This window comes from Bacillus sp. NH11B (assembly GCF_001884205.1).
GTDB classification, from domain to species: domain Bacteria; phylum Bacillota; class Bacilli; order Bacillales; family Bacillaceae_G; genus Bacillus_A; species Bacillus_A proteolyticus.
On record NZ_MAOG01000100.1, the window covers coordinates 1 to 18,209 of the forward strand.

The window sequence follows — 18,209 nt, forward strand, 5'->3', positions numbered from 1 at the left end:
AAAACAAATTCTTACATTGGAATGGATGTGGGACTAAAAGATTTCGCCATTTTGTCAGATGGAACAACCTATAAAAACCCAAAGTTTTTTCGATCATTAGAAGAGAAGTTGGCAAAAGCACAGCGTGTTCTTTCTAGAAGAACGAAAGGATCTTCTCGCTGGAATAAACAACGAGTAAAAGTAGCTAGAATTCATGAATACATGACGAATGCTAGAAAAGATTACTTGGACAAAATCTCGACTGAAATCATCAAAAACCACGATGTTATCGGTATAGAGGATTTGCAAGTATCGAATATGTTAAAGAATCATAAGTTAGCAAAAGCAATTAGTGAGGTATCATGGTCTCAGTTTCGAACTATGTTGGAATACAAAGCAAAATGGTACGGCAAACAAGTCATTGTTGTATCGAAAACATTTGCTTCAAGCCAATTATGTTCTTGTTGTGGATATCAAAACAAAGACGTTAAAAATCTAAACCTACGTAAATGGGACTGCCCTTCTTGTCGTACACACCATGATAGGGATATTAACGCAAGTATCAATCTAAAGAATGAAGCGATAAGGCTTCTAACCGCAAGGACTGTGGAGATAGCCTAATCAATTAGAGTTCGATGGAACTCTTTACTTAGGAATCCCCCTCTTCTAAACGAAGTGAAAGTGGGGGTAGTTCAATCAACTACAGCTTCCCGATAGTTATTTTTGAATATAGTTCACTATCTAAAGACACTTCACCTACTTACAACAAACTTCTACTATCCCATCGCTGTCAGCAGAACCATAATTCCATTAGTTAGACTAACTGACGGCCAAATTGAATTGGTTCGTTCATACGCCCATGCAAAGACTATACCACTCAAGAAGTTTACAGGCATCGCATTATAAGTTGGAATGTGAACAGTTGTAAAGATTAATGAGCTTAGAAAAATAGCCCCTATCATACCAAGACGTGTACGTAGCCATCGATATAAAAACCACGATAAAATATCTCTTCATATATCGGTGAAATGATCGCCGCAGAAACGAAAGCAATAAGAACAGTGAAGAAATACACAGATAAACATCCTGGCATGAACCATGCAATTGAATTACGAAAACATACCAATAAAACAGTAAAGGAAATATGCCAGATTACAGGAGTGAGTCAGGCCGCTCTATATCGTAGATTAAAAGAACTTGAATAAAGTTCTTTTTTGATTTGTAATTAAATTCCAGGGTGGCCCCTCATACCCAGAAACGTTTCCGTACCCCTTTTATGGCAACCAAGTTTATTTTTATCGTTTTGGGGGGACATTAAATCCTTAAGTTGATGGATGTGTGGCGGTACCCCTTATTGTAATATTTCTGCTATAATATATATCTATTTATAAAATTAAACGGATTTAAGGAGAGAAATTTATGAAACAGAAAAAGATTGGTTTACTAGTATGTGCACTTATCACGTCCTCAATTTTATCGGCTTGTAGTAGTAAATCTAATAAAACTGTCAATGAGAACCAAAAACAAGTATTAAATTTAACAATATCTGAAGAAATGCCTTCTTTAGATACCGCAAAAACCATGGATGGTACATCATCACATGTGATGCAAAATATATTTGAAGGATTATATGTACTCGATAATCAAGATAGGCCTATTCCTGGTGTAGCAAAGTCATTTGAGAGAAGTGAAGATGGGAAAAGATATACATTCCATTTGCGTAAAGATGCTAAATGGTCAAATGGTGAAATGGTAACAGCACATGACTTTACTTTTGCTTGGAAACGAACATTAAGTCCTGAAACAGCATCTCAATATGCATACTTACTATTTTATATAAAAAAGGCAAAAGAAATTAATGAAGGTATAGTGGCTGCTGATCAGTTAGGAGTAAAGGCATTAGATACTCATACGCTAGAAGTAGAACTAGAACAGCCTGTTCCATATTTACTGCAATTATTAGCACTGCCTATTTATTTACCACAGAATGAATCGTTTGTGAAAGAACAAGGAAATAGTTATGGTTTAGAACCAAATCATCTTATATATAATGGAGCATTTGTGTTAGAAAAATGGAAGCATGAACAAGAATTTCAATTGAAGAAAAATAATACATATTGGGATAAGGAACAAGTGAAGCTAGAGACAATAAATTTTCATATTGTAAAAGATTCAATGACGGCCTTAAATTTATATGAATCGGGTAGTATTGATCGTGCTCCTGTTAGTGCAAAATTTGTAGATAAATACAAGGGCAAAAAGGAATTACATATGAAAAAAGATTCTGGGATATTTATGTTACGTTTTAATGAAAAGAACACTACGTTAGCAAACAAAAAAACCAGACAATCTATTTCTTTAGCACTAAATAAAGAGGGAATTGTGGATCACTTTATCAATAATGGTGCAACACCTGCAGAAGGTCTTATACCAGTAGGATATAAGAATGAAACAAATGGAAAAGATTTTCGTCAAGAAAATGGCGCTCTTGCTGTGTATGATTTACAAAAGGCGAAACAAACTTGGGAAGTTGCCAAAAAAGAACTTAATACAGAAAATGTCACACTTGAATTTTTAACATTTGAACAAGACAATGCAAAACATATCGCAGAATATATAAAAGGAGAACTTGAAAAACATTTACAAGGCTTAACGATACAGATTAAGCAGCAACCATCTAAACAAAAATTGCAACTTGAACAAACAGGACAGTATGATATATCTATGGTAGGTTGGGGACCTGATTATAAAGATCCTATTAGTTATTTAGAATTATTTACGACAGATAATCCAAATAATAAAATGGAGTATTCAAATTCTAGTTTTGATGATCTTATAAGTAAAGCTAGACATGACGTTGTATTAGATCAACAGAAAAGATGGGATTATTTACGAGAAGCAGAGAGAGTATTGTTAGAAGATGCTGCTGTTGCTCCCCTTTATCATACTGGTTTAGCATATGTGCAAAAGGAGTATGTAAAAGGAATTGAAAAGCATCAATTCGGTGGTGTATATACCTACAAAAATGCTTATATAAATAAAAAATAAAGATACTGAAATAGAAAAGAGTTGAGTACTTAATACAAAAAGTAATCAACTCTTTTCTAATAGTCTCAATAAGTTTTATTACATTTTTAATTTAGAATATAAACGATTCACTTTATTATTTGATAATATTTTTCTTTAAAAAGTTCACTTAAATAAATGAGTAATTTTGTTTCATTGGTAACTCTAGGCTTTATAGGTTTATTTGATAGGATGATGTTATCTGCCTTACTAATATTGATAGCCGATACTAGATGTATCATATGACTCATTTTATTGTCTTTTGTTTTTTTGTTTTGGGGGTGTTTACTTTTCTTAAGTTGATAGCGATGTGGCGGTACCCCATAAAGAAAAAGACACCCTAAGGTGCCTTCCTCCGACTTGAACCACTTTAATTTTAATAATATGTATTGGACTCCCATCCAACTGTGATTTTATCACAGTTTTTAGAAAATAAAAACGGATTCATTAACCTACTTAATAGTTTTATCCATAACCTCTTTATATTTATTAAACTCTTCATCTTTCATATCACCATTCATTTGTAAAAGGAAATTCCTTTTAGCGTATGTATGTGAGAAAAGTATTGGATTTGAGTTACTCAAATCATCATAGTACTTCTTAGCTTTCTCTAAATCTTCTTTCTTACTAAATTCAAATAAACGGCCACCGTTATCCTGACCAAGTGCAGGAACTAGGATACGTTTCCCGTCTTTACGCATGTTTCCAAATTCTTTTTGTGGTAGATCCGTAGCATTTTCAGCTTCTAATCCAGCTTTTTTAAACTCGTTAATAAGTGAAGTTGTAGTAATTGGTTCAGGCTTTTTCGCTTCTTGCTTTGGTTTTGATTCAGTCGCAGTTTTTTCATTTGAACTACAAGCAGCCATCCCCATAAGTAATGCGCTACAAGTTAATGCTGTAAGTAATTTTCGTTTCATTTTTTCTTTCCTCCGTACATTCAAGTTGTAAGATTTATAGAAATCATAACAAATCATAACAAATCCAGTTACAACTGTCTTGTCATATTTTGTCGAATACAAATAAAAAAAGAGAGCCGAAGCTCCCATCTTCAACGAGTGGAGAGTAGAGATGATTCAATTATGTATCGATCTGGAGCGTCTCCTATATAGTCAAAAGGATAACAAGTTGTTAATGTTAATGTTGGCTCGCTTTTGTCTACAATAACTGTTCGATCTTCTGAATCCGTTATCCAATGCTTGTTAATTCTATATGTATATGTTTTATTTTCATATTCTACGATAAGTTGGTCGTTTTCCTTTAGTTGACCAAGCTCGGTAAAAACAGTATCCCTATGCCCACTTAAAACTGTATGCCCATTTCCAGATGGTGTAGTAGTTAGATCACTAACAAACATACCTACACCCTTTTTCAGTACTTTATCGTCAGCTCCCCAATATACAGAGTATTTCTTTTGTATTTTAGGGATAATTAAATATGCTACTTTATCTCCTAATTGATGGTTTACCTTTGAAGCGGGAATTTGTACAGGGTCTTCAGGTTGTAATGAAGTCTCAGTCTTTGTCTCTGTTTGATTGATGTTTGTTGTTTCATTTTCTTTAGAAGGTGTGGAGGTCTCATAGTGCTTCGCTTCGTTAGTCGTTAGCGACTCTGCTGATTGTCTAGCACCATACCATTCTAGAAAATAATAGGAAAAGATAGTAAGTCCAATAACAATTAAAAATAAGCCTATCCATTGTTTTTTATTCATTTTTATCACTCCATTTGAAAACGACAGGATTTCTCCTGCCGTTTTAAGGAACTATTTTATGCGTTTGTCTTTTTACGACGGAACATTAATACAGATCCAGTTAATGCTAAGCCTAAGCTTGCTAACATCATTGTAACACCGTTTGATGCTGTATTAGGTAATTTTTCACCTTGTTTTTTAGTTTCTTTTTTCACAACTGTATTAGTATTTTTCTTTGTTTCTTTTGCAGTTGTTTGAGGCTTAGTATTTGTTGTTTGGTTGTTTTGTTTTGAATTCTCTTGCTTAGTGTTTTCTTGTTTAGCAGGTTCTTGCTTAGTGTTTTCCTGCTTAGTATTTTCTTGTTTAGTTTGTTCTTGAGGTTTAGTAGTTTCTTTATTTTCTGTTGTAGTATTTGTGCTTGTTGGATACTTATAATCTTCACATGGAATGCCATCTTTATCATTGTCTAAACGATGTGGATCATTTCCAACACCATATCCGTTTTGATCCCAGAATGCTTGAGCATCTTGTTGGCTTTTAAAATGTTCACAGTTTTTTGTATCATTAGGACTTTTTGCTGCAAATGCAGAAGAACTGTACCCCACTGTTAATAATGTGACCGCTGTTGCTGAAGCTAATAGTTTTTTCATAATTTTCTCCATCTCCCTAAATGGTATGTATTTACATTGAAATATTTTACATTTAAAAAATTGAAAATACAATAATAATTTGTAGATAAATGTAAGATTTCTAGATAATAATAACAAACTATTAATTTGTATATTGTCATATCATGTCGAAGATAAATAAAAAAAGACACCCTAAGGTGCCTTCCTCCGACTTGAACCACTTTACTTTTAATAATATGTATTGGACTCTCATCCAAATATTATTTTACCATGTTAAGTTATATTGTTCATTAATCTATATTTTATATAGATTAATGAACAGTGCCTAGTCTTGCTCATACTCATTCAGCTTATTAAGAATATCTGTATTTAGTTTTTTAACTTGTTGTTCTAATTGATTGATACCTTCAAGATCAGAAACGCTAATTTTTTGCTCTTCTTGTGTAGCAATATTAAATTTTGTTAATGTGGTAGAAAAAGATGATCTTAAATGATGATATTTATTAGAAAAATGACTAAAGAGAGTAAGCTGTTCGTCGGAAGGTTTTAAATATGATTCGAATGTCTCGCTTTTAAAACTGTTTAAATTGTTTTCAATATAATACAACATGTTATTAATGCTATTTAATACTACGCTAGCTTTTTGAATAGTGATGAGATTAGTACTTAAAGAAGAAAGTTTTTCCTGCTTTTCTTCTAAGCTTTTTAATTCTTTCCGTGCAATTTTCGCCGTCTCTTGGTTTTGACTGATTAATAATTCGGCTTGTTCAACTTTTTTCTGAGCTTGTTTGTTTAACCATGCTACATAACCAAAAATTAACGCAATAAAACCTGCAACAATTGTGATTGGCGTCCATATATTAGCTATTTGATCGTTTAAAAATGATATTTGACTATCTTTTGTTGCAATGATTTTATCTTGGACCTCTTTTACTGTCTCCAAAGACTCAACCTTCGTTTGCAACTTGTTTAGTGATTCTTTAATTTGTTCGTTAGATATTGTAAATAAAGTAAGTTTCATTGTTTGTCCCCTTCAAAATATAAGATTTCCTGAAATATCATAACAAACTTAGTTACAATTGTTTTGTCATATTTCGTCGAATAAAAATAAAAAAAGACACCCTAAGGTGCCTTCCTCCGACTTGAACCATCTTAATTTTAATAATATGTATTGGACTCCCATCCGAATATTATTTTACCATGTTAAGTAATGTTAGTCATTGAGGAAAAAATAAAAGAACTCTTTCGAGTGCCTAATTTCGACTTACTCCTAATTTTGATTCAATTTCATTTAAGCTAGCTAGAGCGTTACTTAGTTTTTGATCGGAAAGCTTGATTGATTTTTGAGCTTCTTCCATTCTTTCTTTCAACGGAGCTACTCCTTTTACCCCTTGAGCTACAGCTTTTCCAGCATTACTTCTATAGTTAGTTGCTAGTCCAAACTCTACTCTGAATTTCTCAATCTTTTCTTTTAATACAGGATCAGTTAACTTTGAGCCACTTTTAAATTCTGTATTTTTCTTGGAAAGCGCATCATATCGATTTGTAACTGACTCCATTTTCTCTTTTAAAGCGTTCTTGTCAAGAGATTCAGGGTCCTTGCTTCCTTCTCCCCAAATAGCTTTCCAGTCCTGATTCCAAATTTCATCATATTCCTTTAACATTTCATCAATAGTAGGCTTAATTTCCTTTTCGTATGTAACCTTATCAGCATTTTCAGCTGGTTCAGTTTTTTCTTGACTCGGCTGTGTAGTTTCTTGAAGTGATCTAGTTTGCAATTTTTCATAGGAGTCTACTTTAGATTTCAACTCTTTGATTTGTGTTTTTAATTCTTGCTGCTCATTAAATTGTTGATCAATAACTTTATCCATATCTTTTTGTGAATACTTAGGTTTCATATCTTCTGATTTGGAATCCTTAAAAATAGCTACGGAAGCAATGATAGCTACTATTACAGCGATAATTCCAATGATTAGTTTTTTGTTCATTTATGTTCCTCCTAAAATACAATGTTATTATTATATAACAATTAAACAGTTATAGGTAGAAAAAAAGACACCCTAAGGTGCCTTCCTCCGAATTGAACCACTTTACTTTTAATAATATGTATTGGACTCCTATCCAAATATTATTTTATCATGTTAAGCAATTTTATATATTGAGAAATATGATGAATTTCTTTATTTGAACGTAAAAATTCCTAGAGGGACTAGGAATTTTTTACAGAATGAATATGTTTTTTTTAAAGGACTTATATAACGTACATATGAATGTTTCATAAATGTATTGTAAAAGTGAACAAAATGTTTTAAATAACAACGAGAGAAACAAATTCTTCGGCAAGTGATAATGAATCATCATTTAATTTTTCTATCATTCGAAGTATATCAGAGGTAATTTCTTCTTCAAATAATATACGGTCGCTTAAGTCAGAATATAGAATTCTATAGTGTTGTTCTAGATTTTTTCTCTTTTTAACTAATTTATTAAATGCGTCTTGATCTTTCGCAGGAATTGTTTCTTGAAATGAGGCTTGATTTGCATTTAAATTTTCTAAGCGTGTTTTTATCGTATTAAATTTCACTTCAAGTTTCTGTTTATAATTCATTTTGTTTATTTTTTCCTCAGCTATTGCATTAATATTGTTTATTTGTTTTATTTTGTTGTCAACTTCTTCTAATTTTTGGTCAGCTTGTTGAAGTTTTGTTTCAGCTTCGGCTATTTTTTGGGTGGCTAAATTTATTTGTGTTTCTCCATCTGCAATTTTTTTCTTAGCCTTGTTCTCTAGAAGTTTAATATAAATAAAAGCAGCAGATGCAAGAGCAATGATGACCCCGGTTCCTCCAATAACCCAATTGGATATACTGGAGATTTCACCTTGTAAAAATGTGATTTGGCTGTCTTTTGCAGAAATAATCTTATCCTGTACATCTTTTACAGTTTCCAAAGATTCAACTTTCGTTTGTAATTTGCTCAATTGTTCTTTAATTTGTTCGTTAGATATTGTAAATAAAGTGAATTTCATTGTACGTCCCCTTCAAAATGTAAGATTTCTCAAGCAAGCATAACAAATCCAGTTATAACTATTTTGTCATATTTTGTCGAATGAAAATAAAAAAAGAGAGCCTAAGCCCTCGATGGATAAATCGGTAAAATTATGTAAAATTTCACCTCTAGATATTGGAAATGATTTCTTCTAAAATGAAATCAAATCATAGTATGTCTTTGTTATCACGTAACATTTTCACATACAATGAAACCTGCTTTGCAAAACGACCTTGTTGACACCCATCAAGCTCCTCATAAGCTCTTTGGACATCGTTAAATAGTAACTCTAGTAATGCATCTTCCTTCTCGTCTTCGAAGCTAAGGAGACGGTCTATGGAGGTATTAAAAAACGATGCAAGTACTTTCAAACTTTCAAGATCAGGTTCATGGCGATTTACTTCCCAATTTTTGATTTGTCCACGTGACAACCCTGTTCTATCAGATAATTGTTCTTGCGTTAAACCGAAAGACTTTCTGAAATTTTTAATGTTTTGACCGACTGTAGTTTTCATATTTTGAGTATAATAATCACTTTATTACTATACCATAATTGGTAGTTATTCTGACCTTTTTTGTTATATTTAGGTCGTATTTCTATTTATGAAAAATAAAAGGAACAAAAGTTCGATTTTTGTGGTAAAATATTCATATAGAGGGTTTTAAAAGAAAGACTGTAAAAATGCATACTTCTTTCTATAAAATTCAAGAAAAACTGTTATATAAGGATTTCTAAAATCTCTCAAAAATGGTAGATTAAATAGTTTTCAACTATATTACATGGAGATAGCAAAAGGTGGAGAAGAGGGAAGAGAATACAGAGAACATTCAATCAAGAATTTTCCGTAGTATTCTACTGAAAACAGTCTTAAAACGTTATAGATAAATTATTCATAAAAGTTGGTGAAGTATTTGAAAGGTAAGTTTAGTAAAGCCATTTTGACAATTGCTACTGTAGTTTGTTTTTCTATCACCGCTTTCCAATTGACACTATCAACTTGATAGTGTCAATTCTGCTCTAAAGGAAGTGGGGAGTTTTTGACCCAAAGCGACAAAAGCTCTTCATTTTAAGAAAGTCTACATATATTAAAGAGAATATAGGGGGAAGTAGATATGAAAAAAGAGCAATTAGTTAGGGAAGCGGTAAAATTGGGTTTGAAACATGAGGCTCCGATTAAAGCAGAAGATATTTTTAAAATATGTCTAGATGAATTTTATAAGGAAAATCAAATACATAAAAAAGAAGACTGTCACATCAGTAGTCTTCTTTGATTAGCCATTCTTTTTATTTTGCATATAAGTCACATACATCTCTAATTGTTCCCAAGCTTTCTTTCTCTCATCTTCTGGAAGACTTTCAATTAAAGCCATTATGTTCTTTCCTTCTTCGGTAACAATCTTGTTTTCTTCTTGGTTAAGCTCTGGATCGTCAGATAATCCTAGTAGATAATCTGTAGTGCAGTTCAATACGGTAGCAATTCTCGTAATTGCTTTTCTTCCAGCATCTTTTTTATTGTTTTCAATTTCAGATATAGTAGATTTCTTTAGATCAACATGATTCCCCAACTCTTCTTGAGTCCATTTCATTTCTTTTCGTAATTGTTTTACTCTATCCCCACGCATAAATAATTCCCCCTTTTATATAAATTAAAATAATGTGCAATAATTTATTATTAAGTGTGTTACTAACACACTGTAACAGTAATTAAGTTCATTTTAGTATAAAAGTTCGCTCTGGGCAAACTTTTATAGTGTTGCAAGTTGTTATAGGTAAATTTATAAATGAAAAATACATAAAAAAGTTCGGAAAAATAGTTCCCTTTTTTCGAACTTTTTGTTATAATAGTATTTGTAAGCGAGGTGAACAGGGAAATGATTTTTGATAACAAAAAATTGTCGGCTCTGCTTGATGAAAATGAAATGAGACAAGTGCAACTTGCTAAGGAGATAAAACGCTCTAAGAGTACAGTTTGTGAATATGTTAAAGGTACGAAATCACCTGGTAAAGAAGCTACATTTGCAATTTCAAGAATATTTTCTATACCAGTTGAAGAACTGTTTAAAAAAGTTGAATAAATCGAATGTAATAGCATTTAAAGATTTTTTTTAAATATTAAGTTCGATTTTTTCGAACTAATTTAAAGGAGTTAAAGAGATGAATGCATTAAAAACTTTTAAAAATAAAATTTTCGAGGTATCTGCAAAATTCGAAAATGGCGAAGTATTATTCGATGTGGAACAGGTTTCCCAAAGCTTAGGATTCACGCAAAAGAAAAATGGAAAAACGTATATCAGATGGGATAGGGTGAATTCTTATCTTCCTAAAAATTCCCCGCTTGTGGGGAAAGGCGATTTAATACCTGAATCGTTAGTTTACAAGCTAACTTTTAAAGCTAGTAACGAAATCGCAGAGGTTTTCCAAGATTGGTTAGCAATAGAAGTTCTCCCAATAATCCGTAAGCATGGTGCATACATGACAGATCAAGTACTAGAACAAGCGGTAACTAATCCAGACTTCATGATCGGTCTTCTCACTAACTTAAAAGAAGAACAAGCAAAGCGCATTGAAGCTGAACGCAAAGTATTGCAGCAACAATCTTTAGTAACATTCGCTCAAGCAATCCAAGTTTCAACGAATCTAATCAGCATAAAGCAGTTAGCGATTCTAATGAAGCAAAAAGGAATAGACATAGGTCAAAACAGACTCTTCGAATGGTTGAGAGAAAACGGCTATCTTTGCAAGAAAAGAGGAAGCATGTACAATACACCTACTCAGTATTCAATGGATTTAGGACTATTCGAGTCACAAGAATTTGTAAGAACAAATAGCGAAGGTGAATTCGTAACATCATTTACACCAAAAGTTACAGGGAAAGGTCAGCTTTACTTCATTAATAAGTTTCTTAATCAGGAGGCGGTTTAGAGATGGAAAGCTCACTATCCTTGATAATTGTCGCGATAGCTATATGTTTATCGACATACTTAGTGCACCGAATAGATGTTGCAGCAAAGAGAGCAGGATGGCTTGAAAATGACAAATAAACAGCAGCGAGATGAATACGAACGAAAGAAAATCTTGTGGATTATAAAGGATTTGAGAGCTAGAGAGGTACACAACAGCGCAGATAAGGTTGAGGAAACATACAAGTATATAACTCTAGCTAAATGAGGGAAGCCCTGCAGGGGATGCAGGGCAGTACTAAGATCATCGAGTTGTCGATTCTATAAGAACTTTTTGGAATGTACAAAGTGTAACACGTAATTCATACTAACTTTATATATAGATGTTACGAATTTATGAACACAGACAAGTTCTTTTTTGTCTGAATATTCTGTGGTTTGATGATATTCCGATGCGTGAAAGCATCAAAAAAGCCCGTACAGAAGCACAGGCCGGTTGTTACACATATCGGTAACTAAATTTTAACAGAATTGTTTAGTAAATACTATTGAAAAAATAAAAAACCGCCTTACCCCTAAGACGGTTTGGAGAAAACACACTTATTAACTTACTTACGTTATACCAGATGTTTTCTCCTACAGTAAATAAGGAGGAATGTGGAAATGATTGAAAATCCAATGTTAATTGGCAATCATCATGATTCATCAGTGAGAGATTTCATGGAATATTGTGCCGGTTGTGGCGGAGAAATCTATTACGGAGAAGGATACCTTGATTTCAGTGGTGATCCGATCCATACAGAATCAGAATGCATTAAACAATATGTTGAAGAACATTCAATGAGGAAAGTGGCAGGTGAGTGAAATGGATATGAATATACACGATAAGTTCAAATTAGAAAGACGAATTTTTAATAGATTAATTGAACACAACAGGAAAAATGGAGAACCTGATTCAACCGCTGTCATCTTAGCGTATGAACACGGCTTACAAGTACTTGAGGAAATGTACAAAACTAGCCAACAAGAAGAGAAAGAAGAAATTGCACCATTTTAAAAGAGAGGGAGATTTATATGACAATTGAAAATTACTTTTCTAAAGTAGCTCAAATAGATTGCTCGGAACACGTTGAAAAAAAAGGACGCTTTAGTTATCTATCTTGGGATTGGGCAGTTAAGAAGCTTCGTGAAATAGATCCAACTGCTACATGGGAAGTTAAGCGATTCAATGACGTCCCTTACCTTAAAACGGATTGTGGTTACTTTGTAGAAGTTGAAGTAACTGTACAAGGATACCACTAAGTCAGATTCACCCAATACTTAACAATCAAAACAAACCGATAGTTGAACCAAACAGTTTTGATATTAACACAAGTATCCAACGTTGCTTAGTAAAAGCAATTGCACTTCACGGACTAGGATTATACATCTACGCAGGTGAAGATTTACCAGAGATCCAAGTGGAGATGATTACTGCTCAACAAGTAGGTGCAATCAAATTAAACATTAAAAAATTGGCTACTCTTCGAAAAGTAGATGAGGATACGATTAAAGGGCACTTAAGCATCACGGAAGTCAGCGAATTGACACTAAAACAAGCTGAAGAAGTACTTAAGAAATCAACAAAATGGGTTAAGCAGGCTGAAAAAGAAATAGCTGAGACGGAAGAGAAAGAACAGGTTGAAAAGATAGAACAAACAAACTAAGGAGTTGAAACCTATGTTAGACAAAAATCAATCGAGAATCGTCCTTCCTTCATGGGTGAGGAAGGGCGCAAAGAATGAACAAGAAGTGAAAGCGAAGGCGATTGAGTACATCACTCCTGATCGCTATCCAGGATACAGAGTAATCAAAATTCAAGGCGACATAGCGGTATGCGAAAGGGAAGTGAATTAAATGGCAAAATACAGGCACGTGCAGACTTCATTTTGGTCGGATGCAAGAGTTTCAGAAGAGATGAAACCTGAGGATAAGTACTTTTACCTCTATCTAATGACAAATGAGCACACAACTCAAATTGGAGTTTATCAGATAACTAGAAAACAAATGGCTTTTGAATTAGGTTACTCGATTGAAAGTGCAAAAGCTTTATTGGATCGCTTCATGAATCATCACGATCTTGTGGCTTATAACGAGGAAACAAGAGAACTTTGCATACTAAATTGGGGTAAATACAATCTTAACAAAGGTGGTAAGCCGATTGAGGATTGTATCAAAAAAGAACTAAAAAGTATTAAAGATTTATCATTAGTGAAACTAGTTCTGGAACGAACGGAAAACACATCATTAGTTCAAAAAGTCAGTGTTTATGCGGGTCTTGACGATACGTCACACGATACGTCCACGATACGGGGACAAAAAGAAAAAGAAAAAGAAAAAGAAAAAGAAAAAGAAAAAGAAAAAGAAAAAAAGACTCCTCGTCACAAGTTTGAAACTTGCGACACCAATGGGGCTAAGTATTTGTTTGAAAAAATTAAGGGTAATAATCCTAAACAAAAAGAGCCTAACTTCGATACTTGGTCTAATGATTTTAGATTAATGCGTGAAAAGGATAACCGTGAATTGCAAGAGATTAAAGATGTTATTGATTGGTGCCAAGCAGATCCATTTTGGCAAGGAAACATCTTATCTCCTAAAAAGCTACGTGAAAAGTTTGATCAATTAACAATTCAAATGAATTCTAAAAAAGGAGCGAAGAACAATGCAGAGAGCGGCGGCAGCAATACCAACCGATATAGCCAAAAAGGTGAATATGACTATGGATTCTGATGTTTGTGATACGCATGGCATGAATAAGATGAAGTTCGGTGGACAAGTTGTTTGCCCTCGTTGCTTCCTTGAAAACGATAGTAAGAAGCTCCAAGAACAAGAACAAGCGAAATACGATGCGGATAAAGCGAACGAGAAGAAATTCTTATTCCATCAACAAAGCATGATTGCTGATAGCGATATTAAGAAAGCTAATTTTGATAACTACCAACCTACTAGCGAGGAAGGAGCGAAGAACCGTGAACTTGCAAAGATCATCGCAACGGATTATCTCAATAGGAAAGTGTTCAATACAATTATGGCCGGTAATTGCGGAGCGGGGAAAACACATCTTGCTTATGCCATCGCAGATCAGCTTGCAGGAGCAGGGATATCAGTGGTCTTCGTTACAGTTGGCGAATTGCTAAGGAAGATTAAAAGTACGTTCAATAAAGATTCCTCCTTAACGGAGGATTCAATCATTCGGACATTAGTAAGAGCAGATGTATTGATAGTTGATGATTTAGGGGCAGAGTTAGGCGCATTAGATGCTAATACAAAAGCTACAAACTTCATTAATAGAGTGTTATTCGATGTTTTCGATGGAAGGCAAGGTAAATCTACTATCTTCACGACAAACCTTACTGGAGATCGTTTAGAGGGCGCATATGACGAACGGATTGTATCACGTATATTCAATAACTTTAGAGCAATTGTTTTTAAAGATACAAAGGATTATAGAAGAAAAGCATTACCATTCTAAGGGGGAATTAAGATGTGTGTATGTGAAGGAACTGGAGTAATTAGAAATGATATGGGAATGGGTATGTACCAATTCGCACCATGTACTTGCGAAGCGGGGAATCGGACACCTGAAGAAGTGGATAGAAGACGTCATGCCGTTATGACGAGGTTAAAAGCAATCCATCAATTACAAATGCGTGAGAAAGCCGAGACAGTAGCATGAGGCAATTAACACTTGAGGATGTCGTTGGAAGTTTTGATTATGAAGCAAAGAGCACGTCTAATAATTTTTTGCAATGTGTTACAAGCGTCATAACGTACTCAGTAGAGTTTTACGACAAAGATGATAAATGGAAACTTCGTTGGTTTGAAGCAAAATCAGAAAGCGAAGCCGTAGGAATGGCTAAAGATAAATATGGTCGGATTCAGATTATCAACACTTACATTTCAGATAGAACGTTAGCTGAAATTATGGCATTGGATTAAGAAAGGGGCATGGCAATGAACTTCTTTATCTTAGATGAACATTATAAGCGAGCTAAAGCGAATGGTATCAGCAGACAAAGACTTCAGGAGAGAGTATACCGCTATGACTGGGATATCGAAAGAGCGATAACGCAACAGGTTGGGAAAAAGAAAATGGATTTTGATAGAAAACATGGTGAATGGATGCATATGGCGGAGCATAACGGTATATCACGTTACACATTTTATAGTCGATTAAAGAGTGGTTGGTCTTATCATCTAGCAGCAACGAAGCTACCAGGGAAGCAAGGGAATCGCTATGACGAGAGCGGAAAGAGTTAACAAGTATTCACAAACTTCGTTGAAGGGTTGTAGTTTGAAGTTGTTTTTCTTTCTGAATGCCATTGGTCTTGAGGATGGTAAAACGTCTTAGAACGAAAAAAAATAAACATGTTTTATGAGATTTGTTGTTTTTTATATAGAAAGTAGGTGAATCATCATTTGTTTGACTGGATGAAAGATTATCAGAAATTAGAAGAAGATATTGCTTATTTGGACTACAATTTAGATAAAACAAAAGCTGAATTAAAACGTTGGATTAGTGGTGATTTACGGGATGTTCGTTTAACTGCTGAATCGAACGGTGCGAAAGTAGAAGGACATATTGAAGCAATTGAATATGAATTAGCTCATAAAATGAATGCTATGTACGATTTAAAGTATTTGATTAGTAAGTTTACCGGATTAGAAAATCGAATACTAAAAATGAAATATGTGGACGGAATGACTTTAGAACAAATAGCTTTTGATTTGCATTATAGTACAGGCTATATCCGACGTAAGCATGCTGAAATAAAAAAGATTGTCAAGTTTCTAGCTGAATTTTAATGTTACCTTTATGTAGGTTACATGTGGTGTACAGAAAGCATTGTAAAAATGATTTATAGTAGTAATATAAGATTTTGACGAAAGGGCAACTATTTTTATGGTTGCTCTTTTTGTTGTGAAAGAAGGTGAGTGTCATTAAGTAATTTTATGGAAAGATGGGCATTTAGTTGTTGGGTGTACTTAGTAAATTAGTAGTTTTTTAGACAAAAATAATAGGAAAATAAGGAGATGTTTAGTAATGAGTATATTAGCTGCTTCAGTTACGACAAAGAATCTGCCGCAACAAGTATTACGATGGCAGACAATGGTAGAAAGTGAATGTGCTGCACAAGGTGTATCTGAGTTAGTTCCTTACGTACTCGGAATTATTATGGTAGAAAGTGACGGGAATTCTGAAACAACACCTGATATTATGCAGTCAAGTGAATCCCAAGGATGGCCAATGAATACAATCAAAAATCCTAAAGATTCAATTTATTACGGAGTGAAGCATTTAAAAGGAGCTTTTGATGATGCAAAGAAGAATGGTATTACAGATTTAAGTGCCATTGTTCAATCATATAATTTTGGACGAGCTTACCTTCGCTGGTTAGCTTCTAACAATAAACAACATTCATTACCGGTGGCGGATCTGTATTCTAAAACGGTTGTTGCACCATCTCTTGGAAATACAACTGGTGCTATGGTTAAGTATAGTCAGCCTATTGCCATTGCCTACAATGGTGGGTATCGATATAAAAATGGAGGGAATTTCTTCTACTCTGAAATTGTTAAGCAATATGTAGATTTTGATGGAGGAACTGGTGGCGGTGTGTCGCAACCAGAGGGTATTGGGTTTGCCAAATCAAAGTATCCAGAAGGGTTTGGTGTTAACTATCATGATAAACCACACGGTTCTTTTCAAGGACGTTTTACAACAGCAGCGGAAGTATTATATTGGGGTGCCTACTGGGGAGCAGATGGTGATGTTTGGTTAGATTTAGGTAGAAGTCGTTGGGTAAAGGCTGAACATTATAATTACTGGCCTTTCAAAGCAGTATCAAAGTATCCAGAAGGATGGGGAGTAAATTATTACGATGGTATTGATGGTCCATATAAAGGTACAATTTCTTCAAAAGCGCCTGTCATGATTTATGCTCGTAAAGAAGGATGGATCGATGTTGGTAGAAATAGTTGGGCACCTGAAAAACATTTTGATATTTTAGATATTCGATAAAAGGGTAGAAAAATTAGTTGAACAATGATTCATTGCTTATTCAAAATATCCAGTAGGTTATGGTATTAACACATATGATGGTCCTAATAGGAATTATACAGGTAATGTAGATGGATTTGTTCCATATAGGGTTTATGCACGACAAGATGGTTATTTTGATATTGGAAATGGTACATGGTTAAAAGAAGAACATTTTGATGTTAGGTAACGGCAGAGAGCTTTTCATTCTGTTCATCTTTAGATTTGAAAACTATAATACATCCAAAAAATAATAAATATAGACAGTGAACGAAGGTGCTCATTTAAGTGCCTTTTTTATATTGAGTAAAAATAGAAAGGAAGACTAATATGGCAAAATTTATTTATCCTACAGATACAACGAGAGTAACAAGTGGTTTTAGAGGTAGTAGACCAGATCATCATGGGGTAGACCTTGCTGAAGCGGGCTATCATCCGATTTATGCAGCGGCTAACGGGCAGGTTAGTCGTTCTTATCTTTCATCTAGTTATGGTGAATGTATTATGATTGTGCATACTATTGATGGAGTTACATGGGAAACTGTATACGCTCATATGCGTAGTGGTTCTCGAACAGTAAAAGTAGGCGATTATGTTACACAAGGACAAACAATTGGAGTTATGGGGAACACGGGGCAGTCTGAAGGCCAACACTTACATTTTGAAATGCATAAAGGACGCTGGAATGATAGTAAGAGTGATGCTGTGAACCCGTTAGACTACTTGGGGAAAGGTGGCGATAGCGGTGTGCCGCAACCAGAGGGTATTGGGTTCGCCAAATCAAAGTATCCAGAAGGGTTTGGTGTTAACTATCATGATAAAC

25 protein-coding genes and 2 pseudogenes are annotated in these 18,209 nt (G+C 34.0%); 18 read left to right on the forward strand and 9 right to left on the reverse strand.

Features of this window, described 5'->3' with window-relative positions; genetic code table 11:
- On the forward strand, positions 1–600 hold a 600-nt coding region (locus tag BAU27_RS14425), incomplete at its 5' end, for an RNA-guided endonuclease TnpB family protein (RefSeq protein WP_071771225.1).
- Between the two features lie 155 nt (positions 601–755).
- On the opposite strand, the pseudogene BAU27_RS14430 reads toward BAU27_RS14425, so the two are convergent.
- A pseudogene (locus BAU27_RS14430) lies at positions 756–1,057 on the reverse strand (CPBP family intramembrane glutamic endopeptidase); the annotation flags it as partial.
- Between BAU27_RS14430 and BAU27_RS14435 the strand changes: the two are divergent.
- Entirely contained in the window at positions 1,008–1,184 is a 177-nt protein-coding gene (locus BAU27_RS14435; protein ID WP_139254652.1) for a helix-turn-helix domain-containing protein, read from the forward strand. The pseudogene BAU27_RS14430 and the gene BAU27_RS14435 sit on opposite strands and share 50 nt — an antisense overlap.
- A gap of 214 nt (positions 1,185–1,398) precedes the next feature.
- On the forward strand, positions 1,399–3,027 hold the full coding sequence (locus BAU27_RS14440) for a peptide ABC transporter substrate-binding protein (RefSeq protein ID WP_071771227.1): 1,629 nt from the start codon (positions 1,399–1,401) through the stop codon (positions 3,025–3,027).
- Between the two features lie 470 nt (positions 3,028–3,497).
- Here BAU27_RS14440 and BAU27_RS14450 read toward each other — a convergent pair whose 3' ends face one another.
- From BAU27_RS14450 to BAU27_RS14480, 7 genes are all read right to left on the reverse strand, one after another.
- On the reverse strand, positions 3,498–3,962 hold the full coding sequence (locus tag BAU27_RS14450) for a stress protein (RefSeq protein ID WP_071771229.1): 465 nt from the start codon (positions 3,960–3,962) through the stop codon (positions 3,498–3,500).
- A gap of 131 nt (positions 3,963–4,093) precedes the next feature.
- The gene (locus BAU27_RS14455; RefSeq protein WP_071771230.1) at positions 4,094–4,753 is read right to left on the reverse strand and encodes a class D sortase; all 660 of its coding nucleotides are present in this window, start codon (positions 4,751–4,753) and stop codon (positions 4,094–4,096) included.
- 56 nt (positions 4,754–4,809) lie between these two features.
- Complete coding sequence (locus tag BAU27_RS14460; protein WP_071771231.1) at positions 4,810–5,382, reverse strand: excalibur calcium-binding domain-containing protein; 573 nt, start codon at positions 5,380–5,382, stop codon at positions 4,810–4,812.
- Between the two features lie 304 nt (positions 5,383–5,686).
- Positions 5,687–6,382, reverse strand: coding sequence for a hypothetical protein (locus BAU27_RS14465; protein ID WP_071771232.1), 696 nt, complete (start codon positions 6,380–6,382; stop codon positions 5,687–5,689).
- A gap of 232 nt (positions 6,383–6,614) precedes the next feature.
- Positions 6,615–7,349 (reverse strand): ribonuclease, encoded by a 735-nt coding sequence (locus BAU27_RS14470; RefSeq protein ID WP_083596014.1) that lies wholly within the window; start codon positions 7,347–7,349, stop codon positions 6,615–6,617.
- A gap of 320 nt (positions 7,350–7,669) precedes the next feature.
- Positions 7,670–8,386, reverse strand: a complete 717-nt coding sequence (locus BAU27_RS31850; RefSeq protein WP_071771233.1) for a hypothetical protein — start codon at positions 8,384–8,386, stop codon at positions 7,670–7,672.
- A gap of 187 nt (positions 8,387–8,573) precedes the next feature.
- Positions 8,574–8,921, reverse strand: coding sequence for a helix-turn-helix domain-containing protein (locus BAU27_RS14480; RefSeq protein WP_071771234.1), 348 nt, complete (start codon positions 8,919–8,921; stop codon positions 8,574–8,576).
- Positions 8,922–9,519: 598 nt separating this feature from the next.
- On the opposite strand from BAU27_RS14480, the gene BAU27_RS32350 reads away from it, so the two are divergent.
- A complete protein-coding gene (locus BAU27_RS32350) occupies positions 9,520–9,678 on the forward strand; it encodes a hypothetical protein (protein ID WP_175546544.1) in 159 nt (52 codons plus the stop codon).
- On the opposite strand, the gene BAU27_RS14485 is transcribed toward BAU27_RS32350, so the two are convergent.
- Positions 9,679–10,029 carry a helix-turn-helix domain-containing protein gene (locus tag BAU27_RS14485; protein WP_071771235.1) on the reverse strand — a complete coding sequence of 117 codons (351 nt, stop codon included), beginning with the start codon at positions 10,027–10,029 and terminating at the stop codon, positions 9,679–9,681.
- Positions 10,030–10,278: 249 nt separating this feature from the next.
- On the opposite strand from BAU27_RS14485, the gene BAU27_RS14490 reads away from it, so the two are divergent.
- The 14 genes and pseudogenes from BAU27_RS14490 to BAU27_RS14555 all read left to right on the forward strand — a co-directional run.
- Positions 10,279–10,482: a helix-turn-helix transcriptional regulator gene (locus BAU27_RS14490; RefSeq protein ID WP_071771236.1), complete on the forward strand. Its 204-nt coding sequence runs from the start codon at positions 10,279–10,281 to the stop codon at positions 10,480–10,482.
- 79 nt (positions 10,483–10,561) lie between these two features.
- Positions 10,562–11,329 carry a phage antirepressor KilAC domain-containing protein gene (locus tag BAU27_RS14495; protein WP_071771237.1) on the forward strand — a complete coding sequence of 256 codons (768 nt, stop codon included), beginning with the start codon at positions 10,562–10,564 and terminating at the stop codon, positions 11,327–11,329.
- A 641-nt stretch (positions 11,330–11,970) separates the two neighbouring features.
- Positions 11,971–12,171: a hypothetical protein gene (locus BAU27_RS14500; protein ID WP_071771238.1), complete on the forward strand. Its 201-nt coding sequence runs from the start codon at positions 11,971–11,973 to the stop codon at positions 12,169–12,171.
- 1 nt (position 12,172) lies between these two features.
- On the forward strand, positions 12,173–12,364 hold the full coding sequence (locus BAU27_RS14505) for a limonene cyclase (RefSeq protein ID WP_254797964.1): 192 nt from the start codon (positions 12,173–12,175) through the stop codon (positions 12,362–12,364).
- Positions 12,365–12,381: 17 nt separating this feature from the next.
- Positions 12,382–13,013 (forward strand): annotated as a pseudogene (locus BAU27_RS14510) (Sak single strand annealing protein).
- A 13-nt stretch (positions 13,014–13,026) separates the two neighbouring features.
- Entirely contained in the window at positions 13,027–13,203 is a 177-nt protein-coding gene (locus BAU27_RS32355) for a hypothetical protein (RefSeq protein ID WP_175546545.1), read from the forward strand.
- On the forward strand, positions 13,204–14,076 hold the full coding sequence (locus BAU27_RS14515; RefSeq protein WP_071771239.1) for a hypothetical protein: 873 nt from the start codon (positions 13,204–13,206) through the stop codon (positions 14,074–14,076). It begins immediately after the preceding gene.
- Complete coding sequence (locus BAU27_RS14520) at positions 14,060–14,818, forward strand: ATP-binding protein (protein WP_071771240.1); 759 nt, start codon at positions 14,060–14,062, stop codon at positions 14,816–14,818. The genes BAU27_RS14515 and BAU27_RS14520 overlap by 17 nt, the downstream gene beginning before the upstream one ends.
- Before the next feature lie 12 nt (positions 14,819–14,830).
- Entirely contained in the window at positions 14,831–15,022 is a 192-nt protein-coding gene (locus BAU27_RS14525) for a hypothetical protein (RefSeq protein WP_071771241.1), read from the forward strand.
- Positions 15,019–15,285 (forward strand): hypothetical protein, encoded by a 267-nt coding sequence (locus BAU27_RS14530; protein ID WP_071771242.1) that lies wholly within the window; start codon positions 15,019–15,021, stop codon positions 15,283–15,285. Before BAU27_RS14525 ends, BAU27_RS14530 begins: the two co-directional genes overlap by 4 nt.
- A gap of 15 nt (positions 15,286–15,300) precedes the next feature.
- Positions 15,301–15,606, forward strand: coding sequence for a hypothetical protein (locus BAU27_RS14535; protein WP_071771243.1), 306 nt, complete (start codon positions 15,301–15,303; stop codon positions 15,604–15,606).
- Positions 15,607–15,765: 159 nt separating this feature from the next.
- Positions 15,766–16,152 (forward strand): hypothetical protein, encoded by a 387-nt coding sequence (locus BAU27_RS14540; protein ID WP_071771244.1) that lies wholly within the window; start codon positions 15,766–15,768, stop codon positions 16,150–16,152.
- Positions 16,153–16,390: 238 nt separating this feature from the next.
- Positions 16,391–17,368, forward strand: a complete 978-nt coding sequence (locus tag BAU27_RS14545; RefSeq protein WP_071771245.1) for a lysozyme family protein — start codon at positions 16,391–16,393, stop codon at positions 17,366–17,368.
- A gap of 348 nt (positions 17,369–17,716) precedes the next feature.
- Positions 17,717–18,209: M23 family metallopeptidase (locus BAU27_RS14555; RefSeq protein ID WP_139254653.1), on the forward strand; the 493-nt coding region annotated here is incomplete at its 3' end.

Excerpts from the sequence above, each read along its gene's own strand:
- BAU27_RS14435 (WP_139254652.1), top strand. The coding sequence starts at position 1,008 with ATGATCGCCGCAGAAACGAAAGCAATAAGAACAGTGAAGAAATACACA.
- BAU27_RS14440 (WP_071771227.1), top strand. The coding sequence starts at position 1,399 with ATGAAACAGAAAAAGATTGGTTTACTAGTATGTGCACTTATCACGTCC.
- BAU27_RS14450 (WP_071771229.1), bottom strand. The coding sequence starts at position 3,962 with ATGAAACGAAAATTACTTACAGCATTAACTTGTAGCGCATTACTTATG.
- BAU27_RS14455 (WP_071771230.1), bottom strand. The coding sequence starts at position 4,753 with ATGAATAAAAAACAATGGATAGGCTTATTTTTAATTGTTATTGGACTT.
- BAU27_RS14460 (WP_071771231.1), bottom strand. The coding sequence starts at position 5,382 with ATGAAAAAACTATTAGCTTCAGCAACAGCGGTCACATTATTAACAGTG.
- BAU27_RS14465 (WP_071771232.1), bottom strand. The coding sequence starts at position 6,382 with ATGAAACTTACTTTATTTACAATATCTAACGAACAAATTAAAGAATCA.
- BAU27_RS14470 (WP_083596014.1), bottom strand. The coding sequence starts at position 7,349 with ATGAACAAAAAACTAATCATTGGAATTATCGCTGTAATAGTAGCTATC.
- BAU27_RS31850 (WP_071771233.1), bottom strand. The coding sequence starts at position 8,386 with ATGAAATTCACTTTATTTACAATATCTAACGAACAAATTAAAGAACAA.
- BAU27_RS14480 (WP_071771234.1), bottom strand. The coding sequence starts at position 8,921 with ATGAAAACTACAGTCGGTCAAAACATTAAAAATTTCAGAAAGTCTTTC.
- BAU27_RS32350 (WP_175546544.1), top strand. The coding sequence starts at position 9,520 with ATGAAAAAAGAGCAATTAGTTAGGGAAGCGGTAAAATTGGGTTTGAAA.
- BAU27_RS14485 (WP_071771235.1), bottom strand. The coding sequence starts at position 10,029 with ATGCGTGGGGATAGAGTAAAACAATTACGAAAAGAAATGAAATGGACT.
- BAU27_RS14490 (WP_071771236.1), top strand. The coding sequence starts at position 10,279 with ATGATTTTTGATAACAAAAAATTGTCGGCTCTGCTTGATGAAAATGAA.
- BAU27_RS14495 (WP_071771237.1), top strand. The coding sequence starts at position 10,562 with ATGAATGCATTAAAAACTTTTAAAAATAAAATTTTCGAGGTATCTGCA.
- BAU27_RS14500 (WP_071771238.1), top strand. The coding sequence starts at position 11,971 with ATGATTGAAAATCCAATGTTAATTGGCAATCATCATGATTCATCAGTG.
- BAU27_RS14505 (WP_254797964.1), top strand. The coding sequence starts at position 12,173 with ATGGATATGAATATACACGATAAGTTCAAATTAGAAAGACGAATTTTT.
- BAU27_RS32355 (WP_175546545.1), top strand. The coding sequence starts at position 13,027 with ATGTTAGACAAAAATCAATCGAGAATCGTCCTTCCTTCATGGGTGAGG.
- BAU27_RS14515 (WP_071771239.1), top strand. The coding sequence starts at position 13,204 with ATGGCAAAATACAGGCACGTGCAGACTTCATTTTGGTCGGATGCAAGA.
- BAU27_RS14520 (WP_071771240.1), top strand. The coding sequence starts at position 14,060 with ATGACTATGGATTCTGATGTTTGTGATACGCATGGCATGAATAAGATG.
- BAU27_RS14525 (WP_071771241.1), top strand. The coding sequence starts at position 14,831 with ATGTGTGTATGTGAAGGAACTGGAGTAATTAGAAATGATATGGGAATG.
- BAU27_RS14530 (WP_071771242.1), top strand. The coding sequence starts at position 15,019 with ATGAGGCAATTAACACTTGAGGATGTCGTTGGAAGTTTTGATTATGAA.
- BAU27_RS14535 (WP_071771243.1), top strand. The coding sequence starts at position 15,301 with ATGAACTTCTTTATCTTAGATGAACATTATAAGCGAGCTAAAGCGAAT.
- BAU27_RS14545 (WP_071771245.1), top strand. The coding sequence starts at position 16,391 with ATGAGTATATTAGCTGCTTCAGTTACGACAAAGAATCTGCCGCAACAA.